Source organism: Caulobacter hibisci (assembly GCF_016135805.1).
Lineage (GTDB): Bacteria > Pseudomonadota > Alphaproteobacteria > Caulobacterales > Caulobacteraceae > Caulobacter > Caulobacter hibisci.
In genome coordinates this window covers 355,620-378,104 of record NZ_JADWOX010000002.1, presented here as the reverse complement: position 1 = coordinate 378,104, position 22,485 = coordinate 355,620, and the positions used below count along the sequence as shown (strand labels likewise).

The 22,485-nt window shown below is 68.5% G+C and carries 21 protein-coding genes; 11 read left to right on the top strand and 10 right to left on the bottom strand.

Features of this window, described 5'->3' with window-relative positions:
- Positions 1 to 4: 4 nt before the first annotated feature.
- Entirely contained in the window at positions 5 to 1,204 is a 1,200-nt protein-coding gene (locus I4Q42_RS04835) for an FAD-dependent oxidoreductase (protein WP_198574930.1), read from the bottom strand.
- An 80-nt stretch (positions 1,205 to 1,284) separates the two neighbouring features.
- Positions 1,285 to 1,572, bottom strand: coding sequence for a DUF1330 domain-containing protein (locus I4Q42_RS04830; protein WP_198574929.1), 288 nt, complete (start codon positions 1,570 to 1,572; stop codon positions 1,285 to 1,287).
- A 176-nt stretch (positions 1,573 to 1,748) separates the two neighbouring features.
- On the opposite strand from I4Q42_RS04830, the gene I4Q42_RS04825 reads away from it, so the two are divergent.
- From I4Q42_RS04825 to I4Q42_RS04810, 4 genes are read left to right on the top strand one after another with little or no spacing between them, the layout of a single operon-like run.
- Positions 1,749 to 2,495 (top strand): maleate cis-trans isomerase family protein, encoded by a 747-nt coding sequence (locus tag I4Q42_RS04825; protein WP_198574928.1) that lies wholly within the window; start codon positions 1,749 to 1,751, stop codon positions 2,493 to 2,495.
- Positions 2,496 to 2,513: 18 nt separating this feature from the next.
- Positions 2,514 to 3,431 carry a polysaccharide deacetylase family protein gene (locus I4Q42_RS04820; protein WP_198574927.1) on the top strand — a complete coding sequence of 306 codons (918 nt, stop codon included), beginning with the start codon at positions 2,514 to 2,516 and terminating at the stop codon, positions 3,429 to 3,431.
- Positions 3,428 to 4,300 (top strand): isocitrate lyase/PEP mutase family protein, encoded by an 873-nt coding sequence (locus I4Q42_RS04815; protein WP_198574926.1) that lies wholly within the window; start codon positions 3,428 to 3,430, stop codon positions 4,298 to 4,300. Before I4Q42_RS04820 ends, I4Q42_RS04815 begins: the two co-directional genes overlap by 4 nt.
- 43 nt (positions 4,301 to 4,343) lie before the next feature.
- Positions 4,344 to 5,513, top strand: a complete 1,170-nt coding sequence (locus I4Q42_RS04810; protein ID WP_198574925.1) for an FAD-dependent monooxygenase — start codon at positions 4,344 to 4,346, stop codon at positions 5,511 to 5,513.
- 16 nt (positions 5,514 to 5,529) lie between these two features.
- Here I4Q42_RS04810 and I4Q42_RS04805 read toward each other — a convergent pair whose 3' ends face one another.
- Complete coding sequence (locus I4Q42_RS04805) at positions 5,530 to 6,456, bottom strand: CPBP family intramembrane glutamic endopeptidase (protein WP_198574924.1); 927 nt, start codon at positions 6,454 to 6,456, stop codon at positions 5,530 to 5,532.
- A gap of 758 nt (positions 6,457 to 7,214) precedes the next feature.
- On the opposite strand from I4Q42_RS04805, the gene I4Q42_RS04800 reads away from it, so the two are divergent.
- Genes I4Q42_RS04800 through I4Q42_RS04790 form a run of 3 tightly spaced genes read left to right on the top strand, consistent with a single transcriptional unit; the run spans position 7,215 to position 10,452 of the window.
- On the top strand, positions 7,215 to 8,438 hold the full coding sequence (locus I4Q42_RS04800) for a class I SAM-dependent methyltransferase (protein ID WP_198574923.1): 1,224 nt from the start codon (positions 7,215 to 7,217) through the stop codon (positions 8,436 to 8,438).
- Between the two features lie 23 nt (positions 8,439 to 8,461).
- The gene (locus I4Q42_RS04795; protein WP_198574922.1) at positions 8,462 to 8,833 is read left to right on the top strand and encodes a hypothetical protein; all 372 of its coding nucleotides are present in this window, start codon (positions 8,462 to 8,464) and stop codon (positions 8,831 to 8,833) included.
- Between the two features lie 23 nt (positions 8,834 to 8,856).
- A complete protein-coding gene (locus I4Q42_RS04790; RefSeq protein ID WP_198574921.1) occupies positions 8,857 to 10,452 on the top strand; it encodes an FAD-binding oxidoreductase in 1,596 nt (531 codons plus the stop codon).
- Positions 10,453 to 10,697: 245 nt separating this feature from the next.
- On the opposite strand, the gene I4Q42_RS04785 is transcribed toward I4Q42_RS04790, so the two are convergent.
- The 4 genes from I4Q42_RS04785 to I4Q42_RS04770 form a co-directional block, all read right to left on the bottom strand.
- A complete protein-coding gene (locus I4Q42_RS04785; RefSeq protein WP_198574920.1) occupies positions 10,698 to 11,006 on the bottom strand; it encodes a hypothetical protein in 309 nt (102 codons plus the stop codon).
- Between the two features lie 24 nt (positions 11,007 to 11,030).
- A complete protein-coding gene (locus I4Q42_RS04780) occupies positions 11,031 to 12,077 on the bottom strand; it encodes a class I SAM-dependent methyltransferase (RefSeq protein ID WP_198574919.1) in 1,047 nt (348 codons plus the stop codon).
- Between the two features lie 90 nt (positions 12,078 to 12,167).
- The gene (locus I4Q42_RS04775) at positions 12,168 to 12,956 is read right to left on the bottom strand and encodes an alpha/beta hydrolase (RefSeq protein WP_198574918.1); all 789 of its coding nucleotides are present in this window, start codon (positions 12,954 to 12,956) and stop codon (positions 12,168 to 12,170) included.
- Positions 12,956 to 14,470, bottom strand: coding sequence for an aldehyde dehydrogenase family protein (locus tag I4Q42_RS04770; RefSeq protein ID WP_198574917.1), 1,515 nt, complete (start codon positions 14,468 to 14,470; stop codon positions 12,956 to 12,958). The genes I4Q42_RS04775 and I4Q42_RS04770 overlap by 1 nt, the downstream gene beginning before the upstream one ends.
- Positions 14,471 to 14,646: 176 nt before the next feature.
- Here I4Q42_RS04770 and I4Q42_RS04765 point away from each other — a divergent pair, with 176 nt between their 5' ends.
- Entirely contained in the window at positions 14,647 to 15,726 is a 1,080-nt protein-coding gene (locus I4Q42_RS04765; protein ID WP_198574916.1) for a serine hydrolase domain-containing protein, read from the top strand.
- Positions 15,727 to 16,585: 859 nt separating this feature from the next.
- Here I4Q42_RS04765 and I4Q42_RS04760 read toward each other — a convergent pair.
- Complete coding sequence (locus I4Q42_RS04760; protein WP_198574915.1) at positions 16,586 to 18,103, bottom strand: aldehyde dehydrogenase family protein; 1,518 nt, start codon at positions 18,101 to 18,103, stop codon at positions 16,586 to 16,588.
- 179 nt (positions 18,104 to 18,282) lie between these two features.
- Here I4Q42_RS04760 and I4Q42_RS04755 point away from each other — a divergent pair, with 179 nt between their 5' ends.
- Positions 18,283 to 19,533 (top strand): MFS transporter, encoded by a 1,251-nt coding sequence (locus I4Q42_RS04755; protein ID WP_198574914.1) that lies wholly within the window; start codon positions 18,283 to 18,285, stop codon positions 19,531 to 19,533.
- A 17-nt stretch (positions 19,534 to 19,550) separates the two neighbouring features.
- Here the strand turns inward: I4Q42_RS04755 and I4Q42_RS04750 are convergent, their stop codons facing one another.
- Positions 19,551 to 20,333, bottom strand: a complete 783-nt coding sequence (locus tag I4Q42_RS04750; protein WP_198574913.1) for an IclR family transcriptional regulator domain-containing protein — start codon at positions 20,331 to 20,333, stop codon at positions 19,551 to 19,553.
- A gap of 241 nt (positions 20,334 to 20,574) precedes the next feature.
- Between I4Q42_RS04750 and I4Q42_RS04745 the strand changes: the two genes are divergently transcribed.
- A complete protein-coding gene (locus I4Q42_RS04745; protein ID WP_198574912.1) occupies positions 20,575 to 21,708 on the top strand; it encodes a serine hydrolase domain-containing protein in 1,134 nt (377 codons plus the stop codon).
- Here I4Q42_RS04745 and I4Q42_RS04740 read toward each other — a convergent pair.
- The gene (locus I4Q42_RS04740; RefSeq protein ID WP_158285847.1) at positions 21,705 to 21,857 is read right to left on the bottom strand and encodes a hypothetical protein; all 153 of its coding nucleotides are present in this window, start codon (positions 21,855 to 21,857) and stop codon (positions 21,705 to 21,707) included. The genes I4Q42_RS04745 and I4Q42_RS04740 overlap by 4 nt on opposite strands.
- A 140-nt stretch (positions 21,858 to 21,997) precedes the next feature.
- Between I4Q42_RS04740 and arsC the strand changes: the two genes are divergently transcribed.
- A complete protein-coding gene (gene arsC, locus I4Q42_RS04735; RefSeq protein ID WP_198574911.1) occupies positions 21,998 to 22,381 on the top strand; it encodes an arsenate reductase (glutaredoxin) in 384 nt (127 codons plus the stop codon).
- Positions 22,382 to 22,485: the final 104 nt, after the last annotated feature.

Here is a 22,485-nt window from a genome sequence, read left to right as displayed (position 1 = left end):
GCCCTCAGGCGGTCGCCGCTTCGAGCTCGAGGCTCTTGTACATCGACTGCAGCAGCAGGTACTCGCGGCGCTGGTCCGGGTCGGCCAGGATCTGGCGCATCTTGGCCTCGCGCTCGGCATAGGCCTCGGCGGTGCCCGCCTCCATCGCCGCCTTGTTGGCGATCGTCTGGGTCTGGATGAACTTGTGCATCACGGCCCGACGCTGGCGGTCGTACAGCGGCAGCAGCTTCTCCGGATCGGCCTTGTCGATCAGGATGTCGGCCAGCTTCTGGGTCAGGCTCCAGACGTCGTGGATGCCCGAGTTCATGCCGAACCCGCCCAGCGGATTGTTCAGGTGGGCCGCGTCGCCCGCCAGCAGCACCCGGCCCACATGGTAGGTCTTGGCCACCCGCTGGTGCACCTTGTAGAGCGTGCGGTGCACGGTCTGGACGGTCTCGCCGTCGCCGAGCAGCCCGCCCAACACGGCGTTCTTCTTGGCGTCGGAGAGCAGGCTCTCGTCGCTCTCCTCGCCGCTGGCCGGCACCAGGATCCGCCATAGCGACGGCACCCGCAGCAGCACGCACCATTCCTTGGGATCGGCCACGTAGTTGACGTGGGCCAGGCCGTTGAAATGATCCTCCAGCGGCCAGTCGGTCGACAGGGTCAGGAACTTCTCCGGATAGGTGAAGCCCTCGAACTCGATGTCCAGCCACTTGCGGACGATGGAATTGGCCCCATCCGCACCGATCAGATAGTCGCAGCGCACCTGTTCGATGCCGAACGGCGCCTCGATCGAGACGGTGACGCCCTGGTCGTCCTGAACGAAATGCGCCAGGCGGTGGGAGAAGCGCACCTCGCCCCGCGGATGCTCGGCCAGCTTGGCGGTCATCAGGCGGGCCAGCTTGAACTGCTCGCACTGCAGCCGGTACGGATGGGCCGAGATGTCGCCCAGCTCGCCCATGTCGAAGGCCATCACTTCGCCCGTCACGCGGTTGCGATAGTGATAGATCGGCGCGCGCAGGCCCTGGGCTTCCAGCTCGTCGAGCACCCCCAGTTCCTGCATCATGTCGAGCGTCGGCGGGTGCATCGTCGAGGCCCGCAGGTCCTCGGGACAGCGCGCCCCGCTTTCGAGCAGCAGCACGTCTATGCCCAGTTGCGCCAGCCGATAGGCGGCCACCGAGCCCACGGGCCCTGCGCCGGCGACGACGACTTGGAATCGTTCCACGGAACCTCGCTAGTTTTGGATCGGCGTTGCGGGCGCGGTTTCCCCACGCGCCCAGGCGAACCCGATGAAGTCGAAAGGTGTCAGTCGATGACCAGGCGGACGACCACGGTCCCCGCGCCCTGGCGCAGGGCCTTGCCGGCCAGGTATTCGGGAGAGGACAGGTAGGCCTTGGCGGCCGCGGCGTCGGGGTAGCGGGTGATGACGATCCGCTCGCCGGCCGGGACTTCGCCCTCCAGGGTTTCGGCCACCGGCCCCTTGACGATGTTCTCGCCGCCGAAGCGTTCGGCCAGGCCGGCGATGGCCTTCACATATTCCCCGAAGCGGGGCGGATCAGTGATGACGGTCGTCGCGACGATATAGGCGGCCATGGTCTCGTCCCCCGAGGGAATTTCCGTTGTGGTTCAACGACGACCCTAGCGACGCCCGGACTTCCCGCTTCCCCGGCGCCATTTCCTATCCGCCGGGCGGATATCGGCCGCTGGGCTGCGGCGCGGACCATCCGGCTTTGCCATTCCTCGCCCATCGAAACGTCGAGGGAAGCGCCATGCCGGATTCATTGGGACACCGCCTGAAGTACGCGGTTATCGCGCCGTCGACGAACACCAGCGTCCAGCCCGAATACGACGACATGCGCCCGCGCGGCGTGACCAACCACTTCTGCCGGATCGCCATTCCCGACACCAAGGTCACCAGCGACGAGTCGTTCATGGTGATGCTTCAGAACATCCGCGACGCGACGATGGACGCCGTCGACGTGTCGCTGAGCATGGAGCCCGGCTGCGTGATCATGGGCATGTCGGCCGAGACCTTCTGGGACGGCGCCGACGGGGCCGAGCTGCTCTATCGCCGCATGCTGGAGCGCACCAACGGCGTGCCCGTGGTCATGGGCTCCACCGCCGTCGACGCGGCGCTGAAGGCCCACGGCGGCATCAAGAAGATCGGCATCATCACCCCCTACATGCCGGTCGGCGACACCCAGGTGCGCAAGTTCTTCGAGGACCAGGGCTATGAGGTCACCCAGGTGCTGGGCCTGAAGTCGCCCTCGCCGATGCTGATCGCCCACGAGAGCCCGCGCACCCTGAAGCGCGCCGCCGAGGAAGTGGCCGAGGGCGCTGACGCCGTCGTCCAGTGCGGCACGAACCTGGCCTTCGCCAAGGTCGCCGCCATCGCCGAGTTCTGGCTGGAAAAGCCGGTCGTGGCCATCAATACCGCGACCTACTGGCATGCTTTGCGGAGCATGGGCATCCAGGACAAGATCGACGGCTTCGGCTCGCTCCTGCTCGAGCATTAGGGATCAAAGGGTATCAGTATGGAATACGATTACGTTCCGCTCCCGCACCGCAAGCCGCTGATCTGGCCGAACGGCGCGCGCGTCGCCCTGATCCTGACCTTCAACCTGGAGACTTGGGATCTCACCAAGCCGACCAAGGAGAAGTACTACGCCGGCGGGCCGCCGATCCTGCCCGACGTGCTGGCCGGCGACACGCCCGACTTCCCCAACTACAGCTGGCGCGAATACGGCCAGCGGGTCGGCATCTGGCGCCTGTTCGACCTGTTCGACGAGACCGGCATCAAGGCCAGCTGCACCACCAACGCGGTGACCTTCGAGCGCCGCAAGGCCATGACCGACGCCTGCCTCGAGCGCGGCTGGGAGCTTCTGGCCCACAACTGGGAACAGGGCGAACTGCTGACCGACTTCGCCCATGACCCGGTCAAGGAGCGCGACATCGTCCTGCGCTCGCTGGACCAGTACGAGAAGTTCGTCGGCAAGAAGGCCAAGGGCTGGCTGTCGTCGTCGCTGCGCAGCACCCTGCAGACCGCCGACATCCTGGCCGAGCAAGGCTGCACCTTCTATTGCGACCTGCTCAACGACGACCAGCCCTACCTGCTGCGTACGCCGAACGGCCCGATCGTCTCGACGCCCTATTCCAACGAGATCAACGACTTCACCCTGCTCACCCGCCGCGGCCACACCACCGACGAGTACCGCGACGTGCTGATCGAGGAGCTGAACGTCCTCTACAAGGAAGGCGCCACCTCGGGCCGGATCATGAACGTGGGCCTGCACCCGCACGTCTCGGGCCGGGCCTATCGCATCCGCGCCCTGCGCGAGTTCATCCAGCACGCCAAGAGCCTGCCGGGCGTGTGGTTCGCCACCCGCGAGGAAATCGCCGACTGGTATCTGCAGAACCACGAAAGCCACATCCCGACGGGCGCGGCCGAATGACCAGCGTCGCCCAGCGCCTGCGCGAGCGGCTGGCGGCCGGCCCCGACGGCCGCCGCCGGCTGCTGGCCGCGCCGGGCTGCTATGACGGCTTCTCGGCCCTGCTGATCGAGCAGGCCGGCTTCGAAGCCGCCTTCCTGTCGGGGGCGGCCCTGTCGCTGGCCCGCCTGGGACGGCCCGACGTCGGCCTGGTCGGGGTCGGCGAGCTGGCCGACGCGGTGCGGGCCATCTGCGACCGCGTCGAGATCCCGCTGATCGTCGACATCGACACGGGCTTTGGCAACGCGCTGAACACCCAGCGGACGGTCAAGGTGCTCGAACGCGCCGGCGCCGCCGCCGTCCAGCTCGAGGACCAGACCTTTCCCAAGCGCTGCGGCCACATGCGCGGCAAGGGCGTGATCCCCCTGCCCGAGATGGTCGGCAAGGTCCGCGCCGCGCTCGACGCGCGATCCGAGACCCTGATCGTCGCCCGCACCGATGCGCTGGGCGTCGAGGGAGCCGAATCCGCCATGGACCGGGCCGAGGCCTATCTGGAGGCCGGCGCCGACATCGTCTTCGTCGAGGGGCCCCGCACCCTCAAAGAGACCAAGGCCGTGGCCGAGCGCTTCGCCGCCCGCGTGCCGCTGGTCCACAACCTCGTCGAGGGCGGCATCACCGCCGTCCGCACCGGCGCCGAGTTGCAGGACCTGGGCTTCGCCATCGCCCTGCACCCGATGCTGCTGCTGCACGGCCTGACCCGCTACGCGCCCGAATGGCTCGCTGCGCTGCGCGCCGAAGGCACGACCGACGGCCTCGACATTCTCGACCTTCCCCGCCTCAACGCCGTCGCCGGGCTCGACGCCCTGCTGGCCGACGCGGCGACTTTTGCCTGATTTTGGCGCCTGATTTTTGCGCCTGAGTATTTGGAGACTACCCATGCGTCCCCAGCACCTGATCGTCGCCGGCGCCGGCATCGGCGGCCTGACCGCGGCCATCGCCCTGGCTCGCGCCGGCCACACCGTCGAGGTGCTGGAGCAGGCCCCCGCCCTCGGCGAGATCGGCGCCGGCGTCACGCTCGCCCCCAACGCCATGCGGGTCTATCACCACCTGGGCCTGGCCGAGGCCATCACCACGGCCGGGGTCGAGCCCCAGCGCCAGCGGGTGCAGCACTGGGCCGACGGCCGCGACCTGGTCGCCTTCGAGCGCGGGCAGAAGGTTCGCGACCTCTACGGCGCGCCTTACGTCTACATCCACCGCGCCGACCTGCACGCCATCCTGGTCGAGGCCCTGGAGGCCACCGGCCGCGCCACCGTGCGCCTGTCCTCCCCTTGCGTCGCCGCCGAGCCGACCGTCGACGGCGCCACCGCCACCCTGGCCGACGGAACCGTGCTGACCGCCGACGCCGTGATCGGCGCCGATGGCGTGAAATCGGGCGTGCGCAAGGGCTTCGACCCGGGCGAGCCGCACTTCACCGGCCACGTCGTCTGGCGCGCCATCGTGCCGGTCGAGGGCGAGCTGCTGGAGGATCTGGCCCACTTCCCCGGCATCCACATCGGCCCGGGCCGCATGGCCGTGCGCTATCCGCTGCGCAATTCGACCCTGTTGAATCTCGTCTTCTTCGCCCGCCAGGAGGGCTGGGCCGAGGAAGGCTGGACGATCCGCGCCGATCTCGCCGACCTGCGCAAGACCTTCGAGGGCTGGAGCAGCGACGTCCAGGCCCTGCTCGACACCATCGATCCGGCCGCCCTCTACAAGTGGGCCGTCTTCGCCCGCCAGCCCCTGACCAGCTGGGTGCGCGGCGGCCGCGTGGCCCTGCTGGGCGACGCCGCCCACGCCATGACGCCGTTCCTGGGCCAAGGCGCCGCCGCCGCCATCGAGGACGCCCTGGTCCTGGCCCGCGCCTTCGAAGCCGCGTCCGACGTCCCCGAGGCCCTGGCCCGCTACGAGGCCGCCCGCAAGGAACGCTGCGGCTTCATCCAGGTCGAGTCGAACCTCAACGCCGACCGCCTGGAAGGCGACGAAGCCCACCTCTACGGCATGACCCAGATCAAGAACGAAGAGACCCTGGGCCTCTTCGCCTACGACGCCGGGACGGTGGAGGTTTAGGCGTCAGATCCCTCTCTCAGGGAGAGAGGGTATCGGTTGGCGGTCTTGGTAAGCGCCCCTTCGCAATCAGATAGGCGCAGCCGCCAGCGAGCACGATCGTCGTGGCGACGCTCGCCTCCGGGCCGAACGCCCCGCCGGTAAGCCACCACGGTGCGCTCGAGACCGGCGCCAAACCCACGACGATCGGGGCGATGACGGCCTTCTGGCCGCTGACCTCCAGTCCGAAACCCATACCAAGGAGGGCGTTCCAGGCCGTGTGGAAGGCGCACACGCCCCACAATGATCCTTCTTTGACCGCATAGAGACTAAGCAGGGCGGCGAAAAGAAACAGGTTGAAGAGCCCGAGCGCCAGTTCCTTCGACGGATCGATATTGCTCGCATGGAGCAGAGTAAAGAAGCCGGAATTGAGAAGGACGGCGACGATCAACCCATGCCTGGAGGCCACCAAAGGCATCAGCCAGCCCCGCAACATGGTCTCTTCGGCGGCTCCCTGGATCATATACCCGCCGAACAAGGCGAGAAACGGCGTCAGCACGGCCGGCGCCAGCAAACCCAAGGACAAATTCCCGGCGGCCTTGTAACCGCCAGCGGCGAAAATGATGGCTACGACGGCGCCGAGGAAAAGCCCTCCGACCAGCAGCCCGCGCAGATAGGCGCCGACGATCTTGGCATTGAAGCCCAGGGCTGCGGGCGGCCTGCGCTCGAACAGCCACGCCCAGGCAACGATGAGAATTATAGTAACCCCGCCACCAGCCAGGTAGATGGCCAGCGGCTGCCATTGCGTATCAAGGTCCGCCTTGTGATACCCCATGGGCTTCAGCACGGCGAAGATCGTCGTCAGCTGTCCGATCAAGAAGAAGACGACGATCAGTATTATTGCCGCAGCGGTCCACGTGCGCCGACTTTTGGCGGTGCGCGGCGCAAAAATCTCAACTCCACTCATAAACCCCCTCCGACTTCCCCAAGACATGAATCCACATGCCGCGCCCCTGTATTTCGAAGTGCGCGGATCACTTTGGACACAAGCTTTAGAGGCGCCGGAGCCGTCGCCCGGATGCAGTGACTTTCATTAATTGTTTGTCAGAACAGACGAGCCGCTCGCCCCGAGCAAGTCTCGGCCTCGGAAAACACACGCCCTTGTGGCGAGAACCTCCACCGGTACCGACACTGTCCCAGTGAACGGACGCCATCAGTGTCCGCAAAGGGTGGAGAGCGGGTTTCGAACCCCTCTCTCATGGAGAGAGGGAGGGGCCCGCGCCGCAAGGCGTGGGAGGGTGAGAGGGTAGGCGAAGCCCCCGGACGATCTTGGCGCTGTTGCCGGCGACGTGCCGGCACGCCGGCTGAAGGTGTAACCACTCACCCTCCCATCGCTTCGCGATCGGCCCCTCCCTCTCTCTAAGAGAGAGGGTTGTCGCGCCTGATGTCCGCCATGGGTCGTGAAGCGAAGTTAGCCCTGATGCTCGTTCGACGCTCAGATGGCCGCTGGGCGGGAATGACGGGCGAAAGGAGAAGCTCGCTTGCCCAGACGTCCCTTACCCTACGGTCGCTTCCCTGCTGCCCATCGACGACCATCCGCTGCCTCCCCCGCAGCCTGATCGCCTAGCGGAGCATCGCGCGAACGCAATATTTTGACTGATCGGTCCCCTTCAGATTAGCCTCAGTTCGCGCCGTCCCTTGAGGGCCGGCTGTTTGGAGGCCGCCATGTCCGCCGAGATGCTCAACACCTTCCAGCAGGTCGACCACCCGATCCTGCCCAAGCCGACCCACGACGAAGGCTCGCGGCAGGAATTCACCAAGAGCTTCAAGCAGTTCATCCAGCAGGGTCTGCTGCCGGGCCTGGGCCCCGTGTTCGGCGTCCGCGCCGCCAAGGCCTTCGAGCGCGAGCATGGCCGCGCCCCCGCCGACCGCCGCGACATCCGCTCGGCCATGGTCAAGGACCTCTATTTCCAGCACTACGCGGCGGCCAACCGCATCGCCCAGGAACTGCTCTGGGAATCGACCAACGTCACGATCGACCGCGAACTGCCCGAGCTGATCGAAAAGGCCCGCGGCCTGTCGGCGTCGGCCAAGGGCAAGCTCGACCTGCCCGAGGAATTCGAGACCCCGCGCTACGTGACCTCGATCGACATCCACTGCATGCCCGGCGGCTATGCCGGCGCGGTGGCTCCGGACGACATCTCGACCGGCGCCCTCTACGACCGCGGCGTCTATCTGTACGCCATGGGCTATATGGGCCCTTTCAACGACGACATGGGCCGCTCGGTCTGCAACTACGTCAATCGTCGCCTTGACGGCTTCAAGCCCAAGCGGATCCTGGATCTGGGCTGCACGGTCGGTCACTCCACCCTGCCCTACAAGGAGCTGTTCCCTGACGCGGAAGTCTGGGGCGTCGACGTCGCCGCGCCGCAGGTGCGCTACGCCCACGCTCGCGCAGCCGGTTTGGGCCTCGAGGTCAACTTCGCCCAGATGAACGCCGAGGAGACCCGCTTCGAGGCCGGCTCCTTCGACCTGATCGTCAGCCACATCCTGCTGCACGAGACGTCCGGCAAGGCGATGCCGAAGATCTTCCAGGAGTGCCACCGCCTGCTGGCGCCCGGCGGCTACATGATCCACGCCGACCTGCCGCCGTTCGACAACATGGACCCGTTCACCCAGTTCATCCTGGACAACGAGACCTGGTACAACAACGAGCCCTTCTGGGGCGCCATGCGCGAGACCGATCAGGTCGCCCTGGCCAAGGCCGCCGGCTTCCCGCCCGAAAGCGTCAAGTTCGACACCGCGCCCATGGCCATCATGGAGTTCGTGGCCCAGCAGGCCGCCGGCTACAGCCAGGACGCCAGCGCGGCGGTCTCCGACCGCGAGTTCGCCGCCGGCGAATACGCCCCCGGCGGCGGCTGGGAAGTCCTGATCGCCCGCAAGGCCTGAGCAAAGTTCAAGGAAACAACACGATGAACGCCCACGCTCCGCAGGCCGATCGCCCGCACGTCATCCGCGACGCCAAGGGCAAGCGCCCTCAGTTCTATGAACCCCCCGGGCTCGACCAGGCCATGTCGATGATCATGGTCCTGGCCAACGAACTGGCCGTGCTGCACGACCGCCTCGATTCCGCAGAACGCGTCCATGCCGCCAAGGGCCTGGACCTGGCCGCCGAGATCGAGGCCCTGCCGCTCGACCAGGCCGCCCTGGAGGCCCGCGAGGCCTGGCGCCAGGACTTCCTGGGCCGCCTGTTCTACCTGGCCCGCAAGGACGCCTCGGAAGCCGCCGCGGCCGACACGGCCGAGCGCTTCCGCGCCACGATCGAAGACATCGCCAAGACCTGATCGCCCAAGACCTGAGTAAGCTGATGCCCGTCAAGACGCGTACCGCCTCGTCCCCCAAGGGGGCGAAACCCGGCCTGCTGACCCGCCTGGAGGCGATCGTCGGCAAGGACGGCGTCCTGACGGGCGAGGCCGCCCTGCCCTTCGCCACCGACGTCTACCGCACCCTGGAAACGCCGCTGGCCGTGGTCCGCCCGGCCGACGTCGACCAGCTGCAGGCCGTGGTGCGCGAAGCGGCGGCCGCAGGGGTCGCCATCGTTCCGCGCGGCGGCGGCGCCTCCTATACCGACGGCTACCTGGCCGTCCGCACCGACACCGTGCTGATCGACACCGGCGGCCTCAACCGCATCGTCGAGATCAACGAGACCGACGCCTATGTCACGGTCGAGGCCGGGGTCACCTGGGCCGAGCTGAAGGCCGCGCTGGATCCGCTGAACCTGCGCACCCCGTTCTTCGGCCCGTTCTCGGGCTTCGCCGCCACGGTCGGCGGATCGATGTCGCAACACGCCATCAGCCATGGTTCGGGCCAGTTCGGCGGTTCGGCGGAATCGGCGGTGTCGGTCGACGTGGTGATCGCCGACGGGACCCTGCTGCGCACCGGCTCGGCCGCCCGCGGCGGCTCGCCCTTCGCTCGCTGGTACGGCCCCGACCTGTGCGGCCTGTTCTTGGGCGACTGCGGCGCGCTGGGGATCAAGGCGCGTATCACCCTGCCGCTGATCGCCCGCAAGCCCGCCTTCCAGTGCGCCTCGTTCGCCTTCGCCGACCTGCCGAGCCTGGCCCGCGCCATGCGGGCGGCGGCGCTGGAAAACCTCGACGACGAACACTTCGCCATCGACGCGCCCCTGGCCCAGGGCCAGATCGCCCGCCAGGACAAGGCCGCCGTCGTGCAGATGGCCCTGAGCGTGCTGAAGAGCTCGCCGTCGCTGGTCGCCGGCCTCAAGCAGCTGAGCAAGATGGCCCTGGCCGGCGATCGCGCCCTGCGCAAGGCCGAGTACATGGTCCACTACATTCTCGAAGGGGTAGACGACCGCGAGGCCAAGGCGCGCCTGGATCGCCTGCGCACCCTGATGACGGCCGAGGGGGTGGAGATCCCCAACACCATGCCGACCATCGTGCGCGGCATGCCGTTCGCCCCGCTCTACAACGTGCTCGGTCCCAAGGGCGAGCGCTGGGCCCCGATGAACGGCATCCTGCCCCACAGCCAGGTCGCCACCTTCCACGCCGCGCTCGAAGCCCTCTACGCCAGCCACGCCGAAGAGATGACCGCCCGCGGCGTCTGGCGCGGCGGCATGTTCGAGGTGCTGCGCCCGTCCGGCTTCCTCTATGAGGTCGCCCTCTACTGGCCGGGCGAGCAGACCGCCTACCACGCCGGCGTCCTGCCGGCCGAGCACCTGGCGTCCCTGCCCCAGTACGCCGAAGACCCCGAGACCACGGCCTTCGTACACCGGCTGAAGGCCCAGATCATCGCGCTCTACGCCAAGCACGACGCCGTGCACTTCCAGCTCGGCAAGCTCTATCCGTATGCCGACGTTCTGGAGGCTCCGACGCTGGACCTGGTCAAGGCCGTCAAGGCGGCGGTGGACCCCAAAGGCCTGATGAACCCCGGCGCGCTGGGCATTTAATCAACACTGACGAGGCCGATCGGCAAGGAACCTCCCCCTCTGGGGGAGGCGGCCGAAGGCCGGTGGGGGGAAGTTTTCAACTTCCCAAGCGCCGGCCCATTCCACAACACTCCCCCCACCGATCGCTTCGCGATCGCCTCCCCCAGAGGGGGAGGTTCTTGTTCACGCCATCCCCAGGCACAAAAAAGGCGCGGTCCTTTCGGACCGCGCCAGGCTCTCACTGCGCAGATGCAGCGGGGACGTTGTTAGCTGCGCGCTTCGGGGGCCGCCCGCAGGGCGCGCAGCAGGTTCTGGACGATGGCGTCGCGCTTGGCGTTCAGCTGGGCCTGCAGCTCCGGGCCGGGCTGGAAGTTGTCGATCTCGGCATTGGCCAACACGCCGTGGCTTTCCAGCACGGCTTCCAGCACCTGCACGCGGTCGGTCAGCACCCAGATCTCGCGGGTCAGGGACAGGATGGCCTCGCCCAGGTCGTCGATCTGGTCGGCGGACAGCATCCGGCGGTTCACCGGCTCGGAGATCGGGCGTTCGAAGGTCTTCGGAGTCATCGCGTTCATGTCGCTCGCTCGTTGTCGGAAGGATCAGGCGGGCTTGTGAGCGCGCAGCACGTAGTAGGCGTGGCTGGGGGCCTGGGTGGCGCCCTCGACGTCGACGTAGCCGATGTCCTTGCAGATCTGCACCAGGTCCATGCTCGCCGAGGCGCGCCAGTAGGGCTCGCCGCCCCACTTGGCCAGGTAGTCGTAGCGCCAGGACGCCATCTTATCGATCTCGGCGTAGCGCGGCACGTCGGCCATGATGATGTCGCCGCCCGGCTTCAGCATCCGGAAGGCCTCTTCCAGCACCGACTTGATGATCCGCGGCGGGGCCTCGTGGAACAGGATGAAGGTGGTCACGAGATCGAAGCTCTCGTCGGCGAAACCGGAGTTTTCGCCGCCCTTGACCATCAGCTTCCAGTTCCAGCCCTTCTCGTTGGCCACGCGGCGGGCCTGTTCGAGCATGCGGGCCGACCAGTCGATGCCGGTGATCTGGGCCTCGGGGAAGGTCTCCTGCAGAGCCTGGGTGAAGTGACCCGAGCCGCAGCCGATATCGAGGATTTCCTTGTAGTCGCGGCGCGGGGCCTGCTGGGCGGCGGCCCGGCGCTGGCCGAAGATGTCGCCGCCGTAGCCGCGGGCCACCAGCTGCTTGTGCACCAGCTCGCCGTGGACGTAGCCGGTGTGGTCGATGTGATCCCAGCCGCCGGTGGTGCGGTGGAACCAGACCTTGCTCCAGTAGCTGGGAGCCTGCTCGCCGTCGCCGTAATCCAGCGTGGCCGGGCCTTCGTCGAGGCTCTTCAGATAGGGCTCGATGACCGCGCGGCGCTCTTCGAACGCTTCGTCGCAGTGCGCGCCGTGGGTGCGCGAGGCCCATTCGCCAAACAGTTCGCGGATCTTGAAGATCTTGGAGTCAGCCAGGGTCTCGACGACCAGGGCGTGACGTTCGTCCATGTCGTCGGGCATGGTCTGGGCGTTGACGCCCTTCATGGCCAACTCCGCCTCGGAGGCGAAGTGCAGGCCGAAGGTCGCCTTCGATACGCCCGCCTGGAAATCGAGCGACGCGCGCCCGCGTTGGGCCAGGGCCGGAGCTTCCATGACGCACCTCTAAAACCTTGTTTCGATGAAGGACTTTACCCCCGTCGAAACCTTCCGAAAGGCGCCCCGGACCACCTATCCGCAGAACGGTCAGCGGGTGGTGAAGCTCGGATCGGCGGCCCGCGCGGCCAGGCTTTCCAGCGCCGAAGCGTCGTCGGCGGCATGGGCCAGGACCAGATCGACCGAAGCGGCGATCGCCTGAGCCAGCCCCTCGGCCTGCGCCGGACCCGGCAGTTCCGGCCGACAGATCAGGCCGCCGAAATAGTGGTCGACGCCCGGCAGCACGATCGCGTGGCGATCCCCCGGCGACGGCGCCTCGAAGGCGATCAGGCGCTGGCGCCAGTCATCGACGAAACCCGGCAGTACGTCGGCGTCGCCGGTCTGCACCAGCAGCGGCGCGGACGTGGTCGCGAAACCCTCGGCCGAGATCAGCGGCGGCGTGGCCGGCGGCGGCGACAGGGCCACCACGGCCTTCACGCGCGCATCCAGGGTCGGCGCGCCGGGCGGGGCCAGAACGCTCGCACCGCCGGCCGCCAGGGCCAGCAAGGCCCCGAACGAGTGACCCGCCGCCGCAAGACCGAAAGCCCCCTGCCCGGCCAGCCAGTCCAGGGTCGCGGCCTGGTCTTCCAGTCGCGTGCGCCAGACGGCGCCCTGGTCGTAGTCCGACCGCTGCGGATGATCCGTGCTGTCCACGTGCAGGGGCGCTGCGACCAGCAGGCCCGCCGCCGCCCAGCCTTCCAGCAGGGCCGCGTACTTGCCCGGCGCCGAGAAAGCCCCGTGCGAGAAGGCGATGGCGGCTTTAGGCGGTCCGACAGGTCGCGCCACGGCGAGACCCACGGTGCGATCGCCGACGGCGATCTCGACGATATCCAGGCTCATCAGACGACCGCGCAGACCGTCTTCCATTCCAGGTAGCCGTCCAGGGCCACCTGGCCGCTGTCGCGCCCCCAGCCCGAGGCCTTGACCCCGCCGATCGGCAGGGCGTTGTCGTACATCGAGTGGCAGTTGATCCACACCGTGCCGGCCTTGATGCGGCGCGACAGGCGGTGGGCGTGCGACAGGCTTTCCGTCCAGATGCTGGCGGCCAGGCCGTATTCGCTGTCGTTGGCGGCGGCGACCACCTCGTCGATCTCGTCATAGGCCTGGACGACCACGACCGGGCCGAACACCTCCTCGCGGACGATGGCCATGTCGGGGGTGACCCGCGCCACCACGGCCGGGGTCACGAACGTGCCCTCGTCGCCGCCCTGCACGCCGCCGGTCACCACCTCGGCGCCGGCCGCCGCCGCGCCGGCCACGAAGCCGGCTACGCGGTCGGCCTGCTTGCGCGACACCAGCGGGCCCATGTGGGTCGACGGATCCAGGCCATGCCCCAGTTGCAGGCCACGGGCCTGGGCCGCCACGCCCTCGACCACCCGGTCGTAGATCGAGCGGTGGGCGTAGAGCCGCGAACCGGCCACGCACACCTGGCCGGCGTTGAAGAAGATGGCGTTGGCCGCGCCGGGGATGGCCAGGTCGAGGTCGGCGTCGGGCAGGATCACCACCGGCGACTTGCCGCCCAGCTCCAGGCTGACCTTCTTGAGGTTGCCCTTGGCCGCGTCGAGAATGGCCCGGCCCGTCGGGGTCGAGCCGGTGAAGGCCACCTTGTCGACGTCCTGGTGCGCGGCCAGGGCCGCGCCCGCTTCGCCGCCCAGGCCCGTGACCAGGTTCAGCACGCCCGCCGGGAAGCCGGCCTGCTGCACCAGCTCGGCCAGGCGCACGGCGGTCAGCGAGGTGTCTTCGGCCGGCTTCAGCACCACGGTGCAGCCGGCGGCCAGGGCCGGGGCCAGCTTCATGGCGGTCAGCACCAGCGGCGAGTTCCACGGCACGATGGCGGCGACCACGCCCACGGGCTCGCGCAGGGTCCAGCTGGCCACCTGCTTGCCGGCCGGCTGGTAGTTGATCGAGCTGTCGATCGTGCGGCCCTCGATGGCCGTGGCCAGGCCCGCATAGTAGCGGAACTGGTTCACCGCCCCCGGGATCTCGGCCCAGCGGCCGACATACAGCGGCTTGCCCTGGTCGAGCGTCTCCAGTTCGGCCAACTCGTCGATATTGGCCTCGATCAGGTCGGCCAGGGTCCACAGCAGGCGCGAACGCTGCATCGGGGTGAGCGAGGGCCATTCGCCGCCGTCGAAGGCCTTGCGCGCGGCGGCCACGGCGGCGTCGACATCGGCCGCTCCGCCCTTGGCGATCTCGGCCAGGATGACGCCGGTGGCCGGATCCTTGGTCGGGAAGGTGTCGCCGCCATGGGCGTCGACCCAGGCGCCGCCGATGAACAGCTGCTTGCGGCGCTTGGCGAGGAAGGCCTTGGCCCCCTCCGTCTGAGGTTCGACCGAACGGACGACGAAGGTCATGGCGCATTCCCCGGGACGCTGAAATTCCAGGCTGGACGCTAGCCCTCGCGCCCCCGATTCACAGGGGTCGCAGGCCGCCTATCCGCTGTGCGGGCGCCTTTGCGCGCAACCGTTTGCGAACCGCGCTAGAGCCTAGGCTGAAGGCTCGTAAGTGACGCTTTTTCGGGGACTTGGCGATGACGACGAACGGACGCGGCGTGGACGAGATCCACGGCTACGCCCCCTTGCGACCGGTGGCCGGCGCGGCCACGCCCGACGCTTCGCCGGTGGTTTCCGGCGACATCTCGCAAGCCGCCCTCGACGCCGCCCAGGCCTTCTCCGACAGCTATGACGGCCTGGCCCTGCTGGTCTGGAGCGGCGGCGCCCTGCGCCACGAGGCCTACGCCCCGCACGTCACCGCCGACAGCCTGTTCGAGACCTTCTCGATGCACAAGTCGGCCCTGGCCCTGCTCTACGGCGCGGCGATCCGCGACGGGGCGATCGGTTCGATCGACGATCCGGTCGGCCTCTACATCGCCGAATGGCGCGACGATCCGCGCGGCCAGATCCCCCTGCGCCATCTCCTGGGCATGAGCTCGGGCCTGAAGGTCCACAGCCTCGACAAGGGCGACCCCGTCGCCCTGGCTTTGATGCTGGGCGACAAGATCAGCGAGACGGCCCTGTCCGTCCAGGCCGAACGGCCCTCCGGCGAGATCTTCGACTACTACAACGTCGCCGCCCAGGTGGCGGGCGTGGCCCTGTCGCGCGCCGTTGCCGCCAAGGGGCTGGGCGATGCGGCGACCTATCTGTCCAAGGCCCTGTGGGGGCCGATGGGCGGCGCCGACGCCAGGCTTTGGGTCGAGCGCGAGGACGGCGAGCCGCGCTTCTTCGCCGGCCTCCAGGCCCGGGCCCGCGACTGGCTGCAGCTGGGCCGCCTGGTCGCCGGCGGCGGCGCCCTCGACGGCCGCCAGGTGCTGCCCGCCGACTGGATCGCCACGGTCACCGCCGAAAACCCGCTCAATCCCGCCTACGGCCTGCTGGTCTGGCGCGCGGCTCCCGTCACGGGCGGCAAGCGCCTCTATGGCCCCTCCACCGCCTACGCCGCCCCGCACAGCGCGCCGTTCATCGCCGACGACCTGATCTATTTCGACGGCTTCGGCGGCCAGCGCGTCTACGTCTCGCCGTCGCGCGACCTGGTCATCGTCCGCATTGGCCGGCCGCGCCTCGACTTCGACGACGCCGCGCTGCCGAACCTGATCGTCGAGGGTCTGGAGTAGCCCCTCTCCCAGAGGGAGAGGGAGGGGCCCAGGCATAGCCTGGGAGGGTGAGGGGTTACGCCGTTGGCCGTCGTGCCGGCACGCCGTCTTCGGTCCCTAACCCCTCATCCGGCGCTTCGCGCCACCTTCTCCCTCTGGGAGAAGGAAAATCCGCGTCGGACGGGGATTGGCGAGCGTCCATCCCCGTCAGCGAGCTTGCAGACGCAAGTAAAATCAACCCCTTCCAACTTTCTCACGCCCGTGGATCAGACGCGTCCAGACCCGCTGCATACTAATCCCTGTCCCGTCGCAGGGAGAGGGCGCAAGGATCCGGCCCGAAGCGTGCGACGGCGATGCGATCGAGCGGGGCTAAGGGAGCTGCGTGAGCAGGGCCTGAAAGCTTAAATGAGGATGGGGGACGTAAACCCATCCATCGGGAGCTTGCCTGACATAGGCTCCCGCCCGTCCGAGGGTCCGCGCCGCATGCACGCCTGGCCGCCAAGAAACGGGGCGCACTGCATGGGGAAGGGGCACAGGGCGGAAAAGGCCCGCGCGTCCCGGCCTGAGGTTCAACGATCGCGCGGGGCGTCAGAGCTTCGTCGAAACGGTATTCAAAACTCACACATCCGGGCGCAGCCCGGACGCCCCGCGCCCTCTCCACATCCCCTCAGCGGTTCACCGCGTGAGCCTGAGAAGCCGTGCGTCTAAGGAACCTCCCCCTGTGGGGGAGGCGGCCGAAGGCCGGTGGGGGGACGTTCTCAGCTTCCGAGGCGTCGGCAAACCTCGCACCAACTCCCCCCTCCGATCGCTTCGCGATCACCTCCCCCACAGGGGGAGGTTCCTCGCACGCGGCCGCCACCTTCCCCGCAAGGGAGAAGGATCAGAGAAGCCCCAAATTCACGCTCACGGCCTTGGTCTTTAGGTACGAGTCGATCCCTTCGCGCCCGAACTCGCGCCCCCAGCCCGACTGGCGGTTGCCCCCGAACGGGGTCTCGGGGCTCAGGGCGGCGTGGATGTTGACCCCGACCTGGCCGCTGTCGATGGCGCGGGCCATGCGGTGGGCGCGGGTCAGGTCCTTGGTCCAGACCGAGCCCGACAGGCCGTAGGTCGTGGCGTTGATCGCCGACAGGAGCGCCTCGTCATCGTCGCCGAACGCCTGCACGCCCAGCACCGGACCGAACACCTCCTCGCGAGCCAGGCGCATGTCGGGATTGACGTCGGCATAGATGGTCGGAGCCACATAGTGGCCGGGGCCGTCCGGAACGCCGCCGGCATAGGTCAGGCGCGCGCCTTGCGCGGCGGCGGCCTCGACGTGCTCCAGCACCCGGCCCTTCTGGCGGGCCGAAACCAACGGGCCGATCATCGTCGTCGGGTCCAGGCCCGGCCCGACCTTCAGATAGGCCGCCGTCTGGGCCAGGCCCTCCAGCACCGGCTCCAGCACCTTCTCGTGCACGAACAGCCGGGTGCCGGCCATGCAGTTCTGGCCCGACAGGAAGAAGCAGGCCAGGGCCGCCGACGGGATGGCGTCGGCCAGGTCGGCGTCGGGGAAGATCACGAACGGCGACTTGCCGCCCAGCTCCAGCGACACGCGCTTGAGGTCGTGGCTGACGGCCCGGACGATCTCCTTGCCCACGGCGGTCGAGCCGGTGAAGGTGATCTTGTCGACGCCCGGATGCGACACGAGCGCCGCGCCGATCTCGTGGCCCAGACCGTGGATCAGGTTGAACACCCCCGGCGGGCCGCCGGCCTCCAGCCACAGCCGCGCCACCAGGATCGAGGTCAGCGGCGTCAGCTCGGCGCTCTTGAGGATCAGCGTGCAGCCCGAGGCCAGGGCCGGCGCCAGCTTCAGGATGATCATCGACACCGGCACGTTCCAAGGCACGATCGCCCCGACCACGCCCACCGGCTCGCGCACGGTATAGACCAGCAGGTCCAGCGCCTCGCGGCCGTTGGCCCGGGCCGGAATGGTCGAGCCCTCCAGCTTGGTGGCTAGGCCCGCATAGTAGCGGACGTAGTCGGCGCAGAAGCCCTTGATGGTCGCGCCCGACAGGGCGATCGGCATGCCGTTTTCCAGCACCTCCACCTCGGCCAGCTTGTCGGCGTCGCGCTCCAGGAGGTCGGCGAAGCGCAGCATGATCCGGGCGCGGTCGGCGCCGGAGGTGCGGCTCCAGCTCTTGAAGGCCTTGCGGGCGGCGGCGACGGCCAGGTCGAGGTCCTCGGTCGAGCTGGCCCGCACCTTGGCGATCGGCTGCTCGGTGGCCGGGTTCTCGACCTCGATCAGGGTCTCGCCGCGGCCTTCGACGAAGGCCTCACCGATCAGCTGGCCGTGGGTCTGCGCCAGAAAGGCCAGGGCCTCCTGCGAAGGGCCGTAGATCGCTGCGTCGCTGGCGTCCGCCATGGGAAACTCCGTCGGAAGAAACTGAGGTCTGTTGTGAAGCCGGGGCGGGCTGGCCGCCGCTTTCCCGCGCGCCCTCCCCGCCTGTCGATCAGGCCGTTCGAAGCGATGGCGCGGCGCGCACGGGCCGTCGGATGCTCGACTAGGGCTATTGGGGCCGAGTGGCCGGGGGGATGTGAGGCGTGAGCGAAGTTCGGGACGAATTCCGCAGGGGCTGGCGCGTGGTGCTGGCCGCCGGGATCGGGGTCGGCTGCGGCATCAGCCTGCAGCAATATGTCGGCTCCCTCTTCGTGAAGGCGCTTCAGGCCGATCTCGGCTGGAGCCGGGGCAAGATCGCCCAGGCCCAGGGCGCGGCCCTGGCGGCGATCTTCGTCGCGCCGATTCTGGGCTGGCTGATCGACAAGGTCGGCGTGCGCCCCGTGGCCATGGTCTCGATCGTGCTGCTCGCCTTGGTCTATCTGGGCCTGGCCGCCATGCCGCCGTCGCTGGGCGCCTTCTACGGCCTCTTCGCCCTGCTGGTGATCCTGGGCTGCGGCACCGGACCGATCGGCTACACCCGCGCGGTCAACACCTGGTTCGAGAAGGGCCGCGGCCTGTCGCTGGGCCTGACGCTGACCGGCGTGTCGCTGGTCGCCGCCCTCAGCGCCCCGACGCTGAGCTTCGTCATCGCCCATCACGGCTGGCGCGGCGGTTATGCGGCCCTGGCGGCCCTGTCGCTGGTCGTCGCCCTGCCCACCGTCTTCTTCGCGCTGTGGGAGCGCCCTCGCCTGCTGGCCAAGCAGGGCGCGGGCGAGATCGAGATCGCCGCGGCCAAGCGCGTGGCCCAGATCGGCCTCACCGCCGGCCAGACCCTCAAGACCGGCCGCTTCTGGATCCTGGCCCTGGCCATCCTCCTGGCCACGGCGGGCCTGACCGGCGTCATCAGCCAGTTGCAGCCGATCCTGACCGACCAGGGGCTCGACGCTGGCGTCGCCGGCTGGATGCTGGCCCTGCTGGCCGTCTCGGTGATGCTGGGCCGCATCGTCGTCGGCTGGGCGGTCGACCGCTTCTGGGCGCCGATCCCCGCCGCCATCGCCCTGGTCCTGCCGGCCCTCGGGGTCGGCCTGCTGGCGATCGGCCACGGCCAATGGCCGCTGGCGGTGCTCGCCGTTCTGCTGATCGGCGCGGCGCAAGGCGGCGAAGTCGACGTCGCCGCCTTCTTCGTCGCCCGCTACTTCGGCATGCGCTCCTACGGCGCCGTCTACGCCCTGCTGGGGATCGCCATCTCCCTGGGCGTGCCGATCGGCGCCATCGGCTTTGGAGCGCTCTACGACCACGACGGCGGCTACGGCCGCGCCCTGGCGATCGCGGCCGCCGGCTTTGTCGCCAGCGGCGCGCTGATCCTCCTGATGGGACGCTATCCGCAATGGAACACGCCCGAGACGAAAGCCTGAGGCCGTCGCCCGCGCCGTCAAGCGGCGCGGGACAACGGTTCGGACAGGTCGCGGCTGATGGCGGCCGCGGCCGACTTCAGCTTGTCGCCGTACTGGCGCACGGCGTCCGGCATCTTCATCGACGAAGAGAAGAACACCAGCACCAGCGCCCCGCACACGCCCTCGCTGTTGAAGATCGGCGCGCCGATCGACGAGGTCTTGCCAGGCGTGGCGGTGTAGGGATTGCGCCCCTTGGTCGCCCAGCCGGCCTCGACGATGTCGGAGAACATGCCGCCGGACTCCGCATATTGCAGGGTCAGCGGATCGACCTGGCCCTCGCCGCGGCGATAGGCCTCCAGCACGGCCGCCTGCTCGTCGGGCGAGGCGAAGGCCAGATAGGCCTTGCCCGCCGCGCTCTCCAGGATCGGCAGGGTGTAGCCCGGATAGTAGTTGTTCAGCGTCAGCGACGTCATGGTGTGCGTCGAGTCGCGGATCATCATCTGCTGGCCGACGCGGGTCGCGATCGACACCGGCCAGGTCACCTTGGCCGTCAGGTCGACGATGTGCGGGCGGGCGCAGGCCACCAGGCGATCGCTCTCCTGGAACCCGTGAGACAGCGACTGCACCAGCATGGTCGGTCGATAGCGCTTCCGCGCCGGCTCCCGCTCGATCAGCTTCTCGTGCAGCAGGGTCTGCACGATGCGGCAGGCCGTCGGATAGGGAACGCCCGAGGTCTGGGCGATCTCCATCATCGACAGCGAACCGCGCCGGTTGATCGCCTGCAGCACCGAGATGCAGCGGCTGATGGCCCTGATCGGCACACCTTTTTCCATAGAAACGCCTCCTCCAGATTCACGCGAACTCCAGACCGTGGCGGCAGGGGTCTGGCGGAAACCACGTCCCGACTATCCGTTCGCCGGATAGCGCAACGAAGCTCCGCCACGGTCGGAGTCGTCTTTTGTGCGTCGCCTGCTCTTTCGCAGGGCGGATATTTGACCACGCGGTCAACGAAGTGGCAATTCGTGGTTTTACGATCAGGCTCACATAACGTCGGAGCCCGAAATGACCGCTGAAACTTCCGCAACGTCAGCCGACGAGTCTTTGTATCTTCAGCGCTTTCAGGCCGCCGCCAATGCGCCGCAAGAGACCTATGACACCCTGGAACCGGTGCCCGGCGCCGCCGGCCGCACGCTGATTCCGGCCGCCGCGACCGCCACGATCGACGCTGCCGCCCTCGACGCGGCCGAGACCTACGCCCAGCAAAGCAACGCCAAGGCCTTCATGGTCTGGCGCGACGGCGTGCTCGAGCGCGAGACCTATTTCGCCGGCGCCGGCCGCCCGTCCCTGCTGGCCTCGAAGTCGCTGGCCAAGCCCCTGACAGCCGTCGCCGTCGGCCGCGCCCTGGCCCTGGGCGTCATCAAGTCGCTGGACCAGTCGCTGGCCGACTTCATCACCGAGTGGAAGGGCACGCCCAAGGCCGACATCCTGGTGCGCCACACGCTGGACATGCGCACCGGCTTCCTGCCGCAGGGCTTCAGCACCGATCCGGCCGACGTGCTGAACCGGGCCTATCTGCACCCGCGCCACGACGACATCCTGATCAACGACTACCCGCTCGTGAACCCGCCGGGCAGCCGCTACGACTACGCCAACGCCACCTCGGAACTGGTGGCCCTGGTCATCGAGCGCGCCACCGGCCGCCGCTACGCCGAGTTCATCTCCGAAGAGGTGCTTAAGCCCATCGCGGCCCCCGGCGGCCAGATCTGGGTCGATCGTCCGGGCGGCCTGGCTCACTCCGGCTGCTGCATACTGCTGCCGGCCGAAAGCTGGCTGCGCCTGGCCATCCTGCTGATCGACGACGGCGTGCATGACGGCGTGCGCCTGCTGCCCGAGGGCTACGTGAGCGAAATGCGCACCGGGACCGAGCAGAACCCGCACTACGGCCTGGGCGTCTATATCGGCGCGCCCTATGCGGAGCGTCGCGGCTGGGCGGCGCCGGACACGCCCTGGCCCAAGATCCTGCACAGCGAGCCCTACGCGGCCGAGGACCTCTATCTCTTCTGCGGCAATTCCAACCAGGTGGTCTACGTCGTGCCGTCCAAACGGCTGATCGTGCTGCGGGTCGGCGACAATCCGCCCAAGACGCCCGAGTGGGACAACAGCGTCCTGCCCAACCTGATCTTGAAAGGCCTCTAGCGCTTCCGGCGGAGGGCGACGCGGGCGATGAGCTTGCGGACCTCGCCCTCCTCCACCCCGTCCCGACGCATCAGCAGACGGACGATCGGCTCCGAAAGGAGTTCATCGAGTGAAGGCGGCGGGTCGTCCAGACCCCGGTCGTCGCGCATGGGGCGCTCCTTGGCGGGCGGGGCGTCCCTGTCGCACTGTTGAGAGTGAATCGCAACTGCTATCCTGAAGGGTCACGCCAAACGTGGCGACCGGACCATCCGCTTGCTATCAGGCCTGCGATCGACCCGAGAGGCTCCGCATGACCGACTTCCCCGTCACCATCTTCCACAATCCCAAGTGCGGCGCCTCGCGCAACACCCTGGCGATCATCGAGGCGGCCGGCTATGCGCCGACCATCGTCGACTATCTGAAAGCCGGCTGGAGCCTGGACCAGCTGAAGGACCTGGCCGCCCGCACCGGCGTCGGCGTCCGGGGCCTGCTGCGCACCAAGGGCGCGCTGGCCGAAGAGCTGGGCCTGACCGATCCGGCCGCCTCGGACGAGACGATCCTCGCCGCCATGGTCGAGCATCCGATCCTCGTCGAGCGGCCGATCGTGGTCACGCCCAAGGGCGCGGTGCTAGCGCGCCCCAAGGAGAAGGTGCTCGAGGTCCTCGACCGCCACCCGCCCGCCGACGCAGCCTGAGACGCAACCTGATCCGTGATCGGACGTTTTCCGGGTCGATGTCGCAAATCTGTCGTCGAACTGTGACAAATAGCCGACCTCGCCGCCGCTAGTCTGCGGGCGAC

Excerpts from the sequence above, each read along its gene's own strand:
- I4Q42_RS04830 (WP_198574929.1), bottom strand. The coding sequence starts at position 1,572 with ATGGCCGCCTATATCGTCGCGACGACCGTCATCACTGATCCGCCCCGC.
- I4Q42_RS04825 (WP_198574928.1), top strand. The coding sequence starts at position 1,749 with ATGCCGGATTCATTGGGACACCGCCTGAAGTACGCGGTTATCGCGCCG.
- I4Q42_RS04820 (WP_198574927.1), top strand. The coding sequence starts at position 2,514 with ATGGAATACGATTACGTTCCGCTCCCGCACCGCAAGCCGCTGATCTGG.
- I4Q42_RS04815 (WP_198574926.1), top strand. The coding sequence starts at position 3,428 with ATGACCAGCGTCGCCCAGCGCCTGCGCGAGCGGCTGGCGGCCGGCCCC.
- I4Q42_RS04810 (WP_198574925.1), top strand. The coding sequence starts at position 4,344 with ATGCGTCCCCAGCACCTGATCGTCGCCGGCGCCGGCATCGGCGGCCTG.
- I4Q42_RS04805 (WP_198574924.1), bottom strand. The coding sequence starts at position 6,456 with ATGAGTGGAGTTGAGATTTTTGCGCCGCGCACCGCCAAAAGTCGGCGC.
- I4Q42_RS04800 (WP_198574923.1), top strand. The coding sequence starts at position 7,215 with ATGTCCGCCGAGATGCTCAACACCTTCCAGCAGGTCGACCACCCGATC.
- I4Q42_RS04795 (WP_198574922.1), top strand. The coding sequence starts at position 8,462 with ATGAACGCCCACGCTCCGCAGGCCGATCGCCCGCACGTCATCCGCGAC.
- I4Q42_RS04790 (WP_198574921.1), top strand. The coding sequence starts at position 8,857 with ATGCCCGTCAAGACGCGTACCGCCTCGTCCCCCAAGGGGGCGAAACCC.
- I4Q42_RS04785 (WP_198574920.1), bottom strand. The coding sequence starts at position 11,006 with ATGAACGCGATGACTCCGAAGACCTTCGAACGCCCGATCTCCGAGCCG.
- I4Q42_RS04780 (WP_198574919.1), bottom strand. The coding sequence starts at position 12,077 with ATGGAAGCTCCGGCCCTGGCCCAACGCGGGCGCGCGTCGCTCGATTTC.
- I4Q42_RS04775 (WP_198574918.1), bottom strand. The coding sequence starts at position 12,956 with ATGAGCCTGGATATCGTCGAGATCGCCGTCGGCGATCGCACCGTGGGT.
- I4Q42_RS04770 (WP_198574917.1), bottom strand. The coding sequence starts at position 14,470 with ATGACCTTCGTCGTCCGTTCGGTCGAACCTCAGACGGAGGGGGCCAAG.
- I4Q42_RS04765 (WP_198574916.1), top strand. The coding sequence starts at position 14,647 with ATGACGACGAACGGACGCGGCGTGGACGAGATCCACGGCTACGCCCCC.
- I4Q42_RS04760 (WP_198574915.1), bottom strand. The coding sequence starts at position 18,103 with ATGGCGGACGCCAGCGACGCAGCGATCTACGGCCCTTCGCAGGAGGCC.
- I4Q42_RS04745 (WP_198574912.1), top strand. The coding sequence starts at position 20,575 with ATGACCGCTGAAACTTCCGCAACGTCAGCCGACGAGTCTTTGTATCTT.
- I4Q42_RS04740 (WP_158285847.1), bottom strand. The coding sequence starts at position 21,857 with ATGCGCGACGACCGGGGTCTGGACGACCCGCCGCCTTCACTCGATGAA.
- arsC (WP_198574911.1), top strand. The coding sequence starts at position 21,998 with ATGACCGACTTCCCCGTCACCATCTTCCACAATCCCAAGTGCGGCGCC.